We start from the raw sequence: 15,923 nt of genomic DNA, 5'->3' as shown, positions 1-15,923 counted from the left end.
CTTTATTATAAATCATTATGTTAGGTTGTTATTACAGCGATTGTCTGAAAAAAAAGCAGAAAAAAGGGCGTGATAAACGCCCTGGCATGAAAATTAACGCAGAGAGGTTTGTCGATAAGCGTAGATATCTCCCTCGGGTACAAACTCTAGCCGATGGGTAATGCAGGCCGGGGCATCTTCGGCGTGATGAGAGACGAACAAAAGCTGAGTTTCGCCTTCACCGATCAGGACATCCACAAACCGACGGATCAGTTGGCGGTTGAGCGGATCTAATCCTTGCAAGGGTTCATCGAGGATCAGCAATGTAGGATGTTTCACCAGAGCACGAACAATCAATGCCAGCCGCTGCTGTCCCCAGGAAAGACTATGAAATGGCGCATCCGCGGTACGTTTATCGATGCCAAGAATATCCAGCCACTGTTGTACCAGCTTGTGCTGCCTGTCGGAGACAGCCTGATAAATGCCGATTGAATCGAAATAACCGGAGAGAATAACGTTGCGAACAGTCGTACTTACCCGGTAATCCAGATGCAGGCTGCTGCTGACATAGCCAATGTGTTTTTTGATATCCCAGATAGTTTCACCGCTGCCCCGACGGCGGCCAAACAGGGTCAGGTCGTTGCTATATCCCTGGGGATGATCGCCGGTGATTAAACTGAGCAGGGTTGATTTCCCCGCACCGTTGGGGCCGACGATTTGCCAGTGTTCCCCCGGATTTACCCGCCAGCTCAGATGATGCAGGATAGGGCGATCGTTATACGAGACGGTGCCATCGTTAAGCACAATGCGCGGCTCGTTATCTGACAATGTGTGGCGCACTGAAGGCTCATCCGGCTCGGGTAACTGGATGCCTTCCAGCCGCTCGCTATGGGCAAGCTGAGCGATTAATGCCTGTTGCAGAAGGTCGGTTTTTGCGCCGGTTTCCGTCAGTGTGCAATCGGCAAGCACGCCGGCAAACTGCACGAATTCGGGAATTTCATCAAAGCGATTAAGCACCAGTACCAGCGTTAAACCGGCCTGGTGTAGTTCAGCGAGCAGTTCTGCTAACTGGCGGCGGGACGCGACGTCCAGCCCGTCAAACGGTTCATCAAGGATCAGCAAATCTGGCGTGGACATTAATGCCTGGCAGAGCAGAGTTTTGCGTGTTTCACCGGTGGAAAGGTATTTGAAACGCCTGTTGAGTAGGGCTGAAATGCCAAACTGCTGCGCCAGCGCAGCGCAGCGGGCGGGATCGTTGACCTCATCCTGAATGATTTCTGCGGTGGTGCGCCCTGTGTCGTCTTCACCGGGACTAAGAAGATCGGTGTTGTTCCGCTGCCACTCGTCGCTGACCAGCTTTTGGAGCTGCTCAAAGGAGAGTCGGGTAATACGTGTGAACTGGCAGCGGCGTTCGCCTTTCAGGAGCGGCAACTCGCCCGCCAGCGCGCGGGCCAGCGCAGATTTCCCGCTACCATTAGAGCCAACAAACGCCCAGCTATCACCCGCGTTTAACGTCAACGCATCTAACTGGAGCGTTTTTGTGTCGCTAAGACGAAACATGCCTTGCGAAATTTGCAACGATGACATTTTGTATCCCATTATTTGCAGCGATGAATAACAGGGATACGTGTTCTTCAGGCTGATGTCAATTAACTCAGCACAGTGTGGCGATAATCACTCTGTCCGCACTAAAATATGCTGTGACGTTAGCGCCTTCAGTTAATGTGTGGGTCTGATCTATCGGCAACGTCGCGCAGAGCGTCTGGCCATCTGGCAACGTCATCAGCACTTCACACTGTTCCGCACCGCGTTCAATATGGCTAATCGTGCCCTGCAACTGGTTATCGGCAGCCTGAGCGATGGCGTCGTCCTGAGTGATTCCCACCCACGGCGCTTTCAGCAAAATCAGTACTTCTTTGCCTTCCTCAAGACCCAGACGCTCGCCGCTTTGCGCAGTGATTGCCACTTTCAGGCGCGTTTCGCCATCGGCCAGCAGGACGTCAACATGCTGCTGGACCTGATCGTGGTCGCGAGCGGTAATAGTGCCAAACCACTGGTTACGGGCGCTGGTTTGCAGTGAAAAACGCGAGATAGCTGCCAGCAGGCTGTTGAGCGGTAGCGCATCGTCATCGCTCAAAACATCAAACGCTTTTTGTTGGATTTGCGCCAGTAAATCATATAACTGGATTAAACGTTGGCCATAGCGCGTTAACACCGCGCCACCGCCGCCTTTACCGCCTGTGGCACGTTCAACCAGCGTCTGCTCGCTGAGCTGGTTCATTTCGTTAATCGCATCCCAGGCGCTTTTGTAGCTGATACCTGCATCCTTCGCGCCCTGACTGATGGAACCGGAAAGCGCAATGTGCTTAAGCAGAGAAATGCGACGGGGATCAGCAAACAGTTTTTGCTGAAGTTTCAGCGTAAGAAGGATTTCGGCCTGCATCACAAGCTCCTGGCAAAAAAGGGTATTGTGACGGAAAACCGTGCCTGAGCAAAGCCGACCGCACAAAAGGGGAGTGCTTTTCTGCGTTATGTGGTTAGAATACAACTAAGGACTATATCTGGAGTTGACCATGTTAGAGTTATTGAAAAGTCTGGTATTCGCCGTAATCATGGTACCTGTGGTAATGGCCATCATTCTGGGTCTGATTTACGGACTGGGTGAAGTGTTCAACATTTTCTCCGGTATCGGTCAGAAAGACCAGTCCAGACAGAATCATTGATTCCCCAAACGCCCGCTCAGTCGGGCGTTTATATTTTTTGCCTTCCTACTCGTTTCCTCTCGCTACAGTTTCTCAAGATCCTACTTTCCCTGCCGATATTTTCTTTGTGTAACCTCTAATTGGTATCAATAACCACTGGGAAAATCCTGGTTTACTCGTTATATTTGCGCCTACATAACGAAACGCAAAGGAGTTACAGATGGCACGTACATGGTTACGCTTGTTTGCAGGGGCAACACTTTCTCTTACTGTTGCCGGACATGCGCTGGCGGATGAAGGAAAGATTACCGTTTTCGCAGCGGCTTCGCTGACCAACGCGATGCAGGACATTGCAACGCAATATAAAAAAGAGAAGAACGTTGATGTTGTCTCCTCTTTTGCTTCTTCTTCCACACTGGCGCGTCAGATTGAAGCAGGCGCACCGGCCGATCTGTTTATTTCTGCCGATCAGAAATGGATGGACTACGCGGTAGACAAGAAGTCGATTGATACCGCAACGCGTGAAACGCTGTTGGGTAACAGCCTGGTGGTGGTTGCGCCGAAAGCCAGCGCACAGAAAGACTTCACCATCGACAGCAAAACCAACTGGACCAGTCTGTTGAACGGTGGACGCCTGGCTGTTGGCGATCCGGAACATGTTCCGGCAGGCATTTATGCCAAAGAAGCGCTGCAAAAACTGGGTGCATGGGATACCCTGGCCCCGAAACTGGCTCCTGCTGAAGACGTGCGCGGTGCGCTGGCGCTGGTAGAGCGTAACGAAGCGCCGCTGGGGATCGTCTATGGTTCTGACGCCGTCGCCAGCAAGGGCGTAAAAGTTGTGGCGACCTTCCCGGAAGATTCGCACAAAAAAGTGGAATACCCTATCGCGATTGTTGATGGGCACAAAAACGCAACGGTTAGCGCGTTCTATGATTACCTGAAAGGACCGCAGGCTGCTGAAATCTTTAAACGTTATGGATTTACGACCAAGTAATGATACTGACCGATCCTGAATGGCAGGCCGTTATACTGAGCCTGAAAGTTTCTTCCCTGGCCGTGTTGTTTAGTCTGCCATTTGGGATCTTCTTTGCCTGGCTACTGGTGCGATGCAAGTTCCCAGGCAAAGCGCTGCTCGACAGCGTACTGCATTTGCCGCTGGTTCTGCCGCCTGTGGTGGTGGGGTATCTGCTGTTGGTCTCTATGGGACGACGCGGATTCATTGGCGAATGGCTGTACGACTGGTTTGGCATCACTTTTGCCTTTAGCTGGCGTGGGGCGGTGCTGGCCGCTGCGGTGATGTCCTTCCCGCTCATGGTGCGGGCTATTCGTCTGGCGCTGGAAGGTGTCGACGTCAAGCTGGAGCAGGCGGCCCGCACGCTGGGAGCCGGACGCTGGCGCGTCTTTATGACCATTACGTTACCGCTGATGCTGCCCGGCATTATTGTTGGTACGGTGCTGGCGTTTGCGCGTTCCCTTGGGGAATTTGGTGCAACCATTACCTTTGTTTCCAATATTCCTGGCGAAACCCGCACCATTCCTTCGGCGATGTATACCCTGATCCAAACCCCCGGTGGCGAAAGCGCGGCGGCGAGATTATGTATCATTTCCATTGTGTTGGCGCTGATTTCGCTGCTGATTTCTGAATGGCTGGCGCGTATTAGCCGTGAGCGGACGGGGCGATAATCATGCTTGAACTTAATTTCTCCCAGACGCTGGGGACGCATTGTCTGACGCTCAACGAAACGCTGCCAGCCAGCGGCATCACCGCTATTTTTGGTGTTTCCGGTGCGGGCAAAACCTCACTGATTAACGCCATCAGTGGTCTGACGCAGCCGCAGTCCGGGCGCATCGTGCTCAACGGTCGGGTCTTAAACGACGTCGAGAACGGTATCTGTTTAACGCCGGAAAAACGCCGGGTGGGCTATGTTTTCCAGGATGCGCGCCTGTTCCCGCACTATAAAGTGCGCGGCAACCTGCGTTACGGAATGGCGAAAAGCATGGCCGGACAGTTTGATAAGCTGGTGGTGTTGTTGGGCATTGAACCGCTGCTTGACCGTCTACCAGGCGGTCTTTCTGGCGGTGAAAAGCAGCGTGTCGCCATCGGTCGGGCGCTGCTGACCGCGCCTGAGTTATTGCTGCTTGATGAGCCGTTAGCCTCGCTGGATATACCGCGTAAACGCGAACTACTGCCTTATCTGCAACGCCTGGCGCGGGAAATTAATATTCCGATGCTGTACGTCAGCCACTCGCTTGATGAGATTTTGCACCTGGCAGATAAAGTGATGGTGCTGGAAAACGGGCAGGTCAAAGCGTTTGGTTCGTTGGAAGATGTCTGGGGCAGCAGCGTGATGCACCCCTGGCTGCCTAAGGAACAGCAAAGCAGTATTCTGAAAGTCAGCGTGCTGGAACATCATCCACACTACGCGATGACCGCGCTGGCGCTTGGCGATCAGCATCTGTGGGTCAACAAGCTGGAGCAACCGCTGCAAACCGTGCTGCGTATTCGTATTCAGGCCTCTGATGTTTCATTGGTACTGCAACCGCCGCAACAGACCAGTATTCGTAATGTTCTCCGGGCAAAAGTCGCGCAATGCTATGACGATAACGGTCAGGTGGAAGTTCAGCTTGAGGTGGGCGGTAAGACGCTGTGGGCGAAGATCAGCCCGTGGGCCAGGGATGAACTGGGTATCAAACCTGGCCTGTGGTTGTACGCGCAAATTAAGAGCGTATCGATTACCGCCTGATTACAGCAGGTGAGAGTAGATAAATTTTGCGATGCTGTCGGTGGTGTTATCACCAATCACGATGTTGGCGCGGGCTTTGACCGCGTCATCCGCGTTGCCCATCGCCACGCCAGTGCCTGCGGCTTCCAGCATGCTGATATCGTTAAAGTTATCGCCAAAGGCAATCACGTTTTCCATTGACCCGCCCTGTGCTTCTATCCACTGGGTCAAGCGTCGTCCTTTACTGTTGCCTTTACGGGCAATGTCGACCTGATCGTGCCAGGACCATTCACACTCCAGCCCCAGCTGTTGCTCGACATACCGGCCAAACTGCTGCAGTTTCGGAATATCTTCGTCGGTCAGAGCAAATTTCCAGACGGCGTTAACGTCATGCGCCGCCTGCGCCAGCGAAGGAACCTGGGTGAAGGTCGGGCGCTGTTCCGGCGGCAGCGTTTGTGCCCAGTTAGCGGTACGCACTACATGCCCGGTAGGGCGCTCATACAGCATGGCCTCATCCACATACATCAGCCCGTGGATCTGATGTTCATCCAGCATTTCGATCAGCTGTAATGCCTGGTCTACCGGAAGGGGATCGGATTCCAGCACCTTTTTTGCTTGATAATCATACAAATAGGTACCGTTACAGCAAATTGCAGGTGTATCCAGCGCCAGTGCCTGATAAAAAGGATGAATAGCAACGTGATGGCGACCTGTGACAATGATAAGTTGGTAGCCTGCTTCTCTGGCGCGCGAGAGCGCTTCGAGAGAGGATGGCAGCAAGGTTTTTTTCGGGGTCAAGAGGGTACCGTCTAAATCCAGGGCAATCACGCGTGCGGTCATAGGTTTATCCAGATTAAGGTTGAGAATTATGTCTGTTGGAATGGTACACCGAGACGGGAGCCGGACAAAATTCTGAGCCTTAATTAAGCATTCACCGTTAAAAGCGTCTACCTTAGGCGTGTGTCAGGCAATTGCAGCCACCTGCCAAAAAGCAAAGGAGTATTCATGAAGCAAACCGTTTATACCGCCAGCCCTGAAAGTCAGCAAATCCACGTCTGGAGCCTGAATCACGATGGTTCTCTGACGCTGACACAGGTGGTTGATGTGCCGGGTCAGGTACAGCCGATGGTCGTCAGCCCGGATAATCGTTACCTCTATGTTGGCGTGCGCCCGGAGTTTCGCGTGTTGGCTTATCGTATTGCGCCTGATGACGGTGCGCTGACCTTCGCGGCAGAGTCTGCGCTGCCGGGTAGCCCGACGCATATTTCTACCGATCATCAGGGACGTTTCGTGTTCGTGGGTTCTTATAACGCTGGCAGCGTGAGCGTCACGCGTCTGGAAGATGGTCTGCCGGTGGAACTGGTTGACGTGATTGAAGGTCTGGATGGTTGCCACTCAGCCAACATCTCTCCGGATAACCGTACCCTGTGGGTTCCGGCGTTGAAACAGGATCGTATCTGCCTGTTTGATGTAAGCGATGATGGCCATCTGGTCGCGCAGGAACCGGCTGAAGTGACTACCGTGGAAGGCGCGGGCCCGCGTCATATGGCGTTCCATCCGAATAAGCAATATGCCTACTGTGTGAACGAGCTGAACAGCTCTGTTGATGTCTGGGAGCTGAAAGATCCGTACGGCAAAATTGAGTGTGTGCAGACGCTGGATATGATGCCTGCAGATTTCGCTGATACCCGTTGGGCAGCAGATATTCATATCACACCTGATGGGCGTCATCTGTATGCCTGTGATCGCACCGCCAGCCTGATTACGGTCTTTAGCGTGTCTGAAGACGGTAGCGTACTGACTAAAGAGGGTTTCCAGCCTACCGAAACTCAGCCACGTGGTTTTAATATCGATCACAGCGGAAAATACCTGATTGCCGCCGGGCAAAAATCGCACCATATCGCGGTGTATAAGATTGCAGGCGAACAAGGACTGTTGACAGAGAACGGTCGTTACGCGGTAGGACAAGGCCCGATGTGGGTGGTGGTTAACGCGTACTAATTCTGCGTCGAATGCCGGATGAGCATCCGGCATACTGCCCGGCAGAGCATGATTCTGCCGGGTTTACATAAGAGAATGACGTTTACTGCTTCGGCTCGGCAACCACTTTGCTACCGATACCGCGGTTGTTGTATTCCCACATGCGGTTGAAGTTGGTGTCGTTCAGGTTGCGCTGGATTTCACCTTTGTCATCTTCCGCACCGGTATTACCGGCAAATGGGCGTTTTGCGATAACGCTGTCAGCCCATGGTTTTGCCATGTTAAAGCCTTCGTTAATCACGCTGTCACGGATAACGACCTGACCGTTAGTGTTGGAATCGACATCCAGCGATCGGCCTAACTGCGCCACGCCATCGCCGCTTGCCGTGAAGCGGCTATTAATCGCCAGGAAACCGTAGTAGATGTTTGACAGAGTAGCCGGTGCGAACACGTAACCTTCCTGCTGCGTACGAGAATTCACAACACGGAAATCGGTGTTCTCGAACACCACTGCGCCACGACCAGAAACGATATCCACATCACCTTCAATGTAGCTGTTGGTTACCAGCGTGCGAGGCTGACGATCGTTTTCCAGACGGTTTTGTACGCCGCTGTTGGTTACAAAGAACGTATTCTGACGACCCAGAATATTGACCTTGTTGATCTGCACTTTATCGCCATCGGTACGCAGTGCAACGGCCGGGTGGTTACCCGCATCAACGCTGTCACCGAGGTTGTTTTCGATGGTCAGGTTCTGCAATTGCAGACCGTTGTTTTGCGACCAGACGACGGCAGAACACATCACACCAATATTTGTGCCACGTTTGTTCTGGCAATTATCAAACATATACCACGCAGGTTTACCCGGCATATATTTACCGCCTGGGTTCACCGTACGACGCCAGTCTGCGGTGCTCATGTCACCGTCAATGGCCTGGCCAATTTTTACATCCAGCGGTTTTTCGCCCATACCGTACAGCGTCAGGCTACCCGTTGCTGCCGGGATGTATACCGTGCCCTGATACTCGCCCGGCATAATCGCGATGTACTGACGTTTGTTCGTACGTTTGATGATTGCCGCATCCACCGCAGCCTGAATGCTGGTATGGGTTACGCCCTGAGTGCCTGCCGGGCCAACGACGAAGTCAGGTTGTGCAGGCAAAGAAATTGAAGAAGGGCTCCATGGCGCGGTGTTTGGCGTCAGCGCGGAAAAATAGTGCGCAGCAACGAAGTTTTTCGCTTCATTGGCCGACAAGATCGGGCGCGAAGAGGTACCTGGCGCGGTCTGATCGGAAGGAATTTGATCGGGCGGCGTAGAGCTACAGGCGGTCAGCGTCACGCCAAAAGCCATTGCCAGCGCCAGACGGGAAACTGATGATATGTTCACAGGTTGCTCCGGGCTTTGAAAGTTATCCATTAAAGCCTGCTTTTTTATACTAAGTTGAGCGAAACGGGAAGGCGAAAAGGTAAAAAGTTGTTTTTTATCGCAGCAATGTCTGGCGCGGAGAGTCTTTATATCACAAATAGATAACAATTATGGCTCTTCAGGTTGACAACATCCCTATAATCAAAAATAAATGTCTATACAACCTATGACAAGTGGTGAGTCGAATGCAGCAATTCTTCCCTGATGATGTTATCTGGCGCAATGTTCGTCTGGCGACTATGGATCCTGAACGTGGTACCCCATATGGGCTGGTGGATGGTCACGCGCTGATCGTCCGCCAGGGCAAGATTCGCGATATCGTCCCGGAATCATCGTTATATCTCACACATGACAATACTTTTGATATGCAGGGCCGGCTGATTACGCCAGGCCTGATTGATTGCCATACGCATCTCGTCTTTGGCGGAAACCGCGCAGGTGAATGGGAGCAGCGGTTAAATGGTGTCTCCTACCAGCAGATAAGCGCTCAGGGTGGGGGGATCAATGCCACCGTATCGGCGACCCGCAGCGCCACGGATGAACAACTCTTACACGTAGCTCATCAGCGGATGGAACAGCTGATCAAAGAAGGTGTTACGCTGTTGGAAATAAAATCCGGCTACGGCCTGGATTTGCCGACAGAAGAGAAAATATTGCGCGTGGTGGCAGCGCTGGCGGCAGAGAATATCGTTGAAATCAGCCCGACGCTGTTGGCTGCGCATGCGACGCCAACGGAATTCAGGGATGATCCTGACGGCTATATTACGCTGGTGTGCGAGACCATTTTGCCGCAGCTGTGGGAACAAGGGCTGTTTGAGACCGTTGATCTGTTCTGTGAAAGCGTCGGATTTAACCTCGCGCAGAGCGAACGGGTATTTCAAGCCGCCCAGGCGCTGGGCATTCCGATTAAAGGCCATGTCGAACAACTGTCATTGCTTGGCGGCGCGCAGTTGGTAAGCCGCTACCACGGACTATCCGCCGATCATATTGAATACCTCGATGAAGCGGGCGTGGCGGCAATGAGCCAAAGCGGTACGGTCGGCGTGCTGCTGCCCGGCGCATTCTATTTCCTCAAAGAGCAGCAGCGCCCACCGGTAGCGTTGCTGCGTCAATATCAGGTACCGATGGCGGTAGCGACAGATTTTAACCCCGGTACCAGCCCGTTTATCAGCCTGCACTGGGCGATGAATATGGCCTGCGTTCAGTTTGGCTTAACGCCGGAAGAAGCATGGGCGGGCGTAACCCGTCATGCGGCCCGGGCGCTGGGGCGTCACGCCACCCACGGTCAATTGAAGGCCGGGTTTGTGGCCGATTTTGTGGTGTGGGATGCAACACTTCCTGTTGAGATCCTGTATGAACCCGGACGCAACCCGCTCTACCAACGCGTATTCAAAGGACAAATAGCATGACTCACTGGCAACCTGCTTCACCTGCGCTATGGCAGGGACGTGATGACCGGGCCGAATCGCCGAATGCGCTGCGCCTGTTTCAGACTATCACCCAGAGCCCGACGTTTAGCCCAGAAATGTATCGCGAGCAGATAGCGTTGCTCGGGTTTGCCTGCGACGAAGGTGTTAAACGTAATCAGGGGCGCACGGGAGCTGCCGGAGCGCCCGATGTGCTGCGCAAGGCGCTGGCGAATTTAGCCAGCCACGATGGGCATCATCGACTGGTGGATCTGGGCAATATTGTGGCGCAGGCCCCCGATCTTGAGGGCGCGCAGCAGACACTACGCAATGCAGTACAGCGTTGCCAGCAGGAAAATATGCGCACCTTTGTTTTGGGTGGCGGACACGAAACCGCATATGCCCATGGTGCAGGTGTGCTGGACGCGTTCCCGCAGGCGAAAGTGGGGATAGTCAACTTCGATGCGCATCTCGATTTGCGCCATGCCGGGCAGGCTACATCCGGTACGCCGTTTCGCCAGTTGGCGCAGCTTTGCGATGAACAACAGCGTGAATTTCACTATGCCTGTATCGGCGTCAGCCGGGCGGCAAACACCCAGGCGCTTTGGGATGAGGCCCAGCGGCTCGGTGTGACCGTAGTGGAGGATCTGCATTGTGATACGGCGCAGGCGCAGTTAGCGCAGTTTATTGCCAATCTGGATGTCATCTATCTGACAATCGACCTCGACGTGCTGCCGGTGTGGGAAATGCCCGGTGTGTCGGCCCCCGCCGCGCTTGGCGTACCGTTGGCGACGCTGTTGAGACTGATTGAGCCTCTGTGTCGTAGCGGTAAACTACAGGCGGTGGATATGGTTGAATTTAATCCACGCTTTGACGATGATGGCAGGGCGGCGCGGGTTGCGGCGCGATTAGGCTGGCAAATCGCCCACTGGTGGCACTGACATACCTGATGGCGTTGCGCTTATCAGGTTCGGGTAATGCCTGTAAACTGTACCCACTCACATTTTCAGCTTAAGGAAGGCTCACGCATGCTCCCATCCCGTTCTGCTCCGGCTCCTTTTTACGAAAAGGTCAAACAGGAGATCAGCGAAAAAATTGCCAGCGGTATCTGGCAGCCTCACGATCGCATTCCGTCTGAGGCAGAGCTGGTGGCGCAGTATGGTTTTAGCCGCATGACCATCAACCGGGCGCTGCGTGAGTTAACGGATGAAGGTTTACTGGTGCGTTTGCAGGGCGTGGGGACGTTTGTCGCCGAGCCAAAAGGTCAGTCCGCGCTGTTTGAAATTCGCAGCATCGCGGATGAAATCAACGCCCGTCAGCATCAGCACCGGTGCGAAGTGCTGACGCTGGAAAGAACCCGGGCAAACGCGCAGCAGGCTTTGGTATTAAACGTCAAAGAAGGCACCTCTATTTTTCACTCTGTCATGGTGCACTACGAGAACGATCTGCCAGTACAGATTGAAGATCGCTGCGTGAATGCCGAAATTGTGCCGGAGTATCTGGCGCAGGATTACAGCCAGACTACGCCGCACGCTTACCTGTCGCTGATAGCCCCCTTGACCGAAGGTGAGCATATCGTTGAGGCCGTTCGCGCCAGCGCCGAAGAGTGCGCGCTGCTGAACATCAAAGAACACGATCCCTGCCTGCTGATCCGCCGCAAGACCTGGTCCGCGTCATCCATTGTCTCTCATGCCCGTTTGCTGTTCCCTGGTTCCCGCTATCGACTGCAAGGGCGGTTTATGTCCTGATACAGGAGATGAAAACCGTGATTGCTGACGCAATATAATAAAAATGTATCTTAATTGTTAAAATCATCCTTGCGGTGACTTGTATAGACAAGTATATGTTACTTATCTACCCGACGTTCGCGAGGAGTTTTCTGTCATGTCCCATAGCAAATATCGTCAGCAGGATATTCGTGCCCCACGCGGCACCACCTTAACGGCCAAAAGCTGGCTAACCGAAGCGCCGCTGCGCATGTTAATGAATAATCTGGATCCCGATGTGGCGGAAAATCCGCATGAGCTGGTGGTTTACGGCGGGATTGGCCGCGCCGCACGGGACTGGGAATGCTATGACGCCATCGTCAACGCGCTGACCAAACTGGAGACCGATGAGACGCTGCTGGTCCAGTCCGGAAAACCGGTAGGCGTATTCAAAACTCACGACAACGCACCGCGCGTGCTGATTGCCAACTCCAACCTGGTGCCACATTGGGCTACCTGGGAACACTTCAACGAACTGGACGCCAAAGGGCTGGCGATGTACGGCCAGATGACCGCCGGGAGCTGGATCTACATCGGCAGCCAGGGCATCGTGCAGGGGACTTATGAAACCTTCGTTGAGGCCGGGCGTCAGCATTATCAGGGTAACCTGAGCGGGCGCTGGGTACTGACCGCCGGACTGGGCGGTATGGGCGGGGCGCAGCCGTTAGCCGCTACGCTTGCGGGGGCGTGTTCGCTGAACATTGAATGCCAGCAAAGCCGAATCGATTTCCGTCTGCGTACCCGTTACGTGGACGAGCAGGCGACATCGCTTGACGATGCGCTGGCGCGTATCGACAAATACACTCGCGAGGGTAAAGCGGTCTCCATTGCGCTGTGTGCGAACGCCGCCGACGTTGTGCCGGAACTGGTGAAGCGCGGTGTGCGCCCGGATATGGTCACCGACCAGACCAGCGCCCACGATCCGCTGCATGGTTATCTGCCGTCTGGCTGGAGCTGGGAAGAGTATCAGGCAAAAGCGGTGTCCGATCCGCAGGGCACGGTGCAGGCGGCGAAACGTTCAATGGCAACGCACGTTGAGGCGATGCTGGCGTTTAGCAAAATGGGCGTGCCAACGTTTGATTACGGCAACAACATTCGCCAGATGGCCAAAGAGATGGGCGTGGAAAATGCCTTTGATTTCCCCGGCTTCGTACCTGCTTATATTCGACCGTTGTTCTGTCGCGGCATTGGCCCGTTCCGTTGGGTGGCGCTGTCCGGCGATCCGCAGGATATTTATAAAACAGATGCCAAAGTGAAAGAGATCGTGGCAGATGATAAGCACCTTCATCACTGGCTGGATATGGCGCGTGAGCGGATTAATTTCCAGGGTTTACCGGCACGTATCTGCTGGGTCGGCCTGGAGTGGCGTCAGAAACTAGGGCTGGCGTTTAATGAAATGGTGCGCAGCGGTGAAGTATCCGCGCCGATTGTTATTGGCCGTGACCATCTGGACTCCGGTTCTGTTGCCAGCCCGAACCGCGAAACTGAAGCTATGCGTGACGGCTCAGACGCCGTATCCGACTGGCCGCTGCTGAACGCGCTGCTTAACACCGCCAGCGGCGCGACCTGGGTGTCGCTGCATCACGGTGGCGGGGTCGGTATGGGCTTCTCTCAGCATGCCGGGATGGTGATTGTTTGCGATGGCACCGATGAAGCCGCGGCGCGTATCGCCCGGGTCTTACATAACGATCCGGCGACCGGGGTGATGCGTCACGCCGACGCCGGATATGACATTGCGGTGGAATGCGCCGTCGAAGAAGGGCTAAATTTGCCGATGGTTACCGCGACGCAGGAGAAACGCTGATATGAACACCATGACACTCACGCCGGGCCATCTGAGTTTTATCCAGCTACGTGAAATCTGGCAGCAGCCGGTCAAACTGAGTCTAGATGCCGGGGCGATCGATGCTATTAACGCCAGCGTCGCCTGCGTCAATAATATTGTCGCTGAAGGCCGTACGGCGTATGGCATTAATACCGGCTTTGGCCTGCTGGCCCAGACCCGTATCGCCACGGAAGATTTGCAGAATTTGCAGCGTTCGCTGGTGCTTTCCCATGCGGCAGGTGTCGGCGAGGCGCTGGACGACGCGATGGTGCGTCTGATTATGGTGCTGAAAATCAACAGCCTGGCGCGCGGTTTTTCCGGTATTCGCCTGAGCGTGATTGAAGCGCTGATTGCGCTGGTGAATGCCGAGGTGTATCCACTGATCCCGGCGAAAGGCTCCGTGGGGGCATCGGGTGACCTGGCGCCGCTGGCGCATATGTCTTTGACGCTGTTGGGAGAAGGGAAGGCGCGCTGGCAGGGTGAATGGCTCCCGGCGACCGAAGCGCTGAAAAAGGCCGGGCTGGAGCCGATAACGCTGGAGGCAAAAGAAGGGCTGGCGTTGCTCAACGGCACCCAGGCTTCGACGGCCTTTGCGCTGCGTGGGCTAATTGAAGCTCAGGAACTGTTTGCGTCTGCAACGGTGTGCGGGGCGCTGACCACCGAAGCCGTGCTGGGTTCCCGTCGTCCGTTTGACGCCCGTATTCACGCCGCGCGAGGGCAGCGTGGGCAGATTGATGCCGCAACGCTGTATCGTCACGTATTGACCGACACCAGCGCGCTTTCGCAGTCGCATCATAACTGTGAGAAAGTGCAGGATCCGTATTCTCTGCGCTGTCAGCCACAGGTGATGGGGGCATGTCTGACGCAAATGCGCCAGGTGATGGATGTTCTGCTGGTGGAAGCCAATGCGGTTTCCGACAACCCGCTGGTATTTGCCGAAGAGGGGGATGTCATATCTGGCGGCAACTTCCATGCTGAACCGGTGGCGATGGCGGCAGATAATCTGGCGCTGGCGATCTCGGAAATCGGCTCGTTATCGGAGCGACGCATTGCGTTAATGATGGATAAACACATGTCGCAACTGCCGCCGTTTTTGGTGAAAAACGGTGGGGTGAACTCCGGCTTTATGATTGCTCAAGTCACGGCTGCCGCGCTGGCGAGTGAGAACAAAGCGCTGGCGCATCCGCATAGCGTAGACAGTTTACCGACGTCCGCCAACCAGGAAGATCACGTATCTATGGCTCCGGCGGCGGGGCGCAGACTGTGGGAGATGGCAGCAAATACGCGCGGCGTGATTGCCGTAGAGTGGCTGGCGGCGTGTCAGGGGATTGACCTGCGTGAAGGGTTAACCTCAAGCCCGCTGCTGGAGCAGGCGCGCCAGGCTTTACGCGAGCAGGTTGCTCATTACACGCAGGATCGCTTTTTCGCACCGGATATCGAGTGCGCGACCGAACTGTTAGCGCAAGGAACGTTGCTGAAATTGCTGCCTGAATTTCTGTAGAAAATTGCCTGATGGCGACGCTGACGCGTCTTATCAGGCTTACGGTCTGCTTTGTACGCCGGATGAGGCTAAGCCGACATCCGGCATAACAGAACTTAGCTAAATATTGCGGTAATAGAAGCGCTGGCGAGCGAGTGGAAATGGACGTTAAATCCAACCATCGCGCCGCTGGCGTCCTCATCGACATCAATACGCTCCACATCCAGTGCGTGAACCGTAAAGATATAGCGGTGGTTTTCCCCCTTCGGCGGCGCAGCGCCACCATAACCGGCTTTACCAAAATCCGTGCGTGTTTGCAGCACGCCTTCCGGCAACGCAACCAGCCCCGAGCCGTAACCTTGTGGTAAAACCCGGGTATCTGCAGGCAGGTTAACCACCACCCAGTGCCACCAGCCGGAGCCGGTTGGCGCATCAGGATCGTAACAGGTCACGACAAAGCTTTTAGTCCCGGCGGGCACATCATCCCATGCCAGGTGCGGGGAAATATTATCCCCGTCATATCCCATGCCGTTAAAGACGTGGCGATGAGGAAGCTTTTCGCCATCGCGCAGATCGTTACTGATTAGTTTCATGCTGACTCCTCTCGTTAGCCAAAAAGTGTAGCCAGAAACCGTA

At 54.6% G+C, this 15,923-nt stretch carries 15 protein-coding genes; 10 read left to right on the top strand and 5 right to left on the bottom strand.

Annotation, left to right across the window (positions count from 1 at the left end; all coding sequences use genetic code 11):
- Nucleotides 1-93: 93 nt before the first annotated feature.
- Both modF and modE read right to left on the bottom strand, forming a co-directional pair.
- Nucleotides 94-1,566 carry a molybdate ABC transporter ATP-binding protein ModF gene (gene modF, locus OGV74_RS18385; RefSeq protein WP_086503854.1) on the bottom strand — a complete coding sequence of 491 codons (1,473 nt, stop codon included), beginning with the start codon at nt 1,564-1,566 and terminating at the stop codon, nt 94-96.
- 67 nt (nt 1,567-1,633) lie between these two features.
- Nucleotides 1,634-2,422 carry a molybdenum-dependent transcriptional regulator gene (gene modE, locus OGV74_RS18380; RefSeq protein ID WP_286521336.1) on the bottom strand — a complete coding sequence of 263 codons (789 nt, stop codon included), beginning with the start codon at nt 2,420-2,422 and terminating at the stop codon, nt 1,634-1,636.
- Between the two features lie 130 nt (nt 2,423-2,552).
- On the opposite strand from modE, the gene OGV74_RS18375 reads away from it, so the two are divergent.
- From OGV74_RS18375 to modC, 4 genes are all read left to right on the top strand, one after another.
- Nucleotides 2,553-2,702 carry an AcrZ family multidrug efflux pump-associated protein gene (locus OGV74_RS18375; RefSeq protein ID WP_003023026.1) on the top strand — a complete coding sequence of 50 codons (150 nt, stop codon included), beginning with the start codon at nt 2,553-2,555 and terminating at the stop codon, nt 2,700-2,702.
- 199 nt (nt 2,703-2,901) lie between these two features.
- Nucleotides 2,902-3,675 (top strand): molybdate ABC transporter substrate-binding protein, encoded by a 774-nt coding sequence (modA, locus tag OGV74_RS18370; protein ID WP_003023029.1) that lies wholly within the window; start codon nt 2,902-2,904, stop codon nt 3,673-3,675.
- Nucleotides 3,675-4,364 carry a molybdate ABC transporter permease subunit gene (gene modB / locus OGV74_RS18365; RefSeq protein ID WP_003023032.1) on the top strand — a complete coding sequence of 230 codons (690 nt, stop codon included), beginning with the start codon at nt 3,675-3,677 and terminating at the stop codon, nt 4,362-4,364. The genes modA and modB overlap by 1 nt, the downstream gene beginning before the upstream one ends.
- Nucleotides 4,365-4,366: 2 nt before the next feature.
- Entirely contained in the window at nt 4,367-5,425 is a 1,059-nt protein-coding gene (modC, locus tag OGV74_RS18360) for a molybdenum ABC transporter ATP-binding protein ModC (protein ID WP_286521334.1), read from the top strand.
- Here modC and OGV74_RS18355 read toward each other — a convergent pair whose 3' ends face one another.
- Nucleotides 5,426-6,244, bottom strand: a complete 819-nt coding sequence (locus tag OGV74_RS18355; RefSeq protein ID WP_003845370.1) for a pyridoxal phosphatase — start codon at nt 6,242-6,244, stop codon at nt 5,426-5,428.
- Between the two features lie 165 nt (nt 6,245-6,409).
- Between OGV74_RS18355 and pgl the strand changes: the two genes are divergently transcribed.
- Nucleotides 6,410-7,405 carry a 6-phosphogluconolactonase gene (gene pgl, locus OGV74_RS18350; RefSeq protein WP_286521332.1) on the top strand — a complete coding sequence of 332 codons (996 nt, stop codon included), beginning with the start codon at nt 6,410-6,412 and terminating at the stop codon, nt 7,403-7,405.
- An 82-nt stretch (nt 7,406-7,487) separates the two neighbouring features.
- On the opposite strand, the gene OGV74_RS18345 is transcribed toward pgl, so the two are convergent.
- Nucleotides 7,488-8,771 carry a putative acyl-CoA thioester hydrolase gene (locus OGV74_RS18345; protein ID WP_003837077.1) on the bottom strand — a complete coding sequence of 428 codons (1,284 nt, stop codon included), beginning with the start codon at nt 8,769-8,771 and terminating at the stop codon, nt 7,488-7,490.
- Nucleotides 8,772-8,995: 224 nt separating this feature from the next.
- Here OGV74_RS18345 and hutI point away from each other — a divergent pair, with 224 nt between their 5' ends.
- The 5 genes from hutI (at nt 8,996) to hutH (ending at nt 15,308) form a co-directional block, all read left to right on the top strand.
- The gene (gene hutI, locus OGV74_RS18340) at nt 8,996-10,219 is read left to right on the top strand and encodes an imidazolonepropionase (protein ID WP_044712625.1); all 1,224 of its coding nucleotides are present in this window, start codon (nt 8,996-8,998) and stop codon (nt 10,217-10,219) included.
- Nucleotides 10,216-11,157, top strand: coding sequence for a formimidoylglutamase (hutG, locus tag OGV74_RS18335; protein WP_046669888.1), 942 nt, complete (start codon nt 10,216-10,218; stop codon nt 11,155-11,157). Before hutI ends, hutG begins: the two co-directional genes overlap by 4 nt.
- Before the next feature lie 87 nt (nt 11,158-11,244).
- On the top strand, nt 11,245-11,964 hold the full coding sequence (locus OGV74_RS18330; RefSeq protein WP_003023059.1) for a histidine utilization repressor: 720 nt from the start codon (nt 11,245-11,247) through the stop codon (nt 11,962-11,964).
- A 136-nt stretch (nt 11,965-12,100) separates the two neighbouring features.
- A complete protein-coding gene (hutU, locus tag OGV74_RS18325) occupies nt 12,101-13,786 on the top strand; it encodes a urocanate hydratase (RefSeq protein WP_003023061.1) in 1,686 nt (561 codons plus the stop codon).
- Nucleotide 13,787: 1 nt separating this feature from the next.
- Nucleotides 13,788-15,308: a histidine ammonia-lyase gene (gene hutH, locus OGV74_RS18320; RefSeq protein WP_057063415.1), complete on the top strand. Its 1,521-nt coding sequence runs from the start codon at nt 13,788-13,790 to the stop codon at nt 15,306-15,308.
- 95 nt (nt 15,309-15,403) lie between these two features.
- Here hutH and OGV74_RS18315 read toward each other — a convergent pair whose 3' ends face one another.
- Nucleotides 15,404-15,880, bottom strand: coding sequence for a kinase inhibitor (locus OGV74_RS18315; protein ID WP_003035168.1), 477 nt, complete (start codon nt 15,878-15,880; stop codon nt 15,404-15,406).
- Nucleotides 15,881-15,923: the final 43 nt, after the last annotated feature.

Source organism: Citrobacter sp. Cf116, from assembly GCF_030336505.1.
Taxonomy (GTDB): Bacteria; Pseudomonadota; Gammaproteobacteria; order Enterobacterales; family Enterobacteriaceae; genus Citrobacter; species Citrobacter freundii.
Note: the sequence above shows the minus strand (reverse complement) of the source record. Positions and strands in the feature narration are given on the sequence as shown.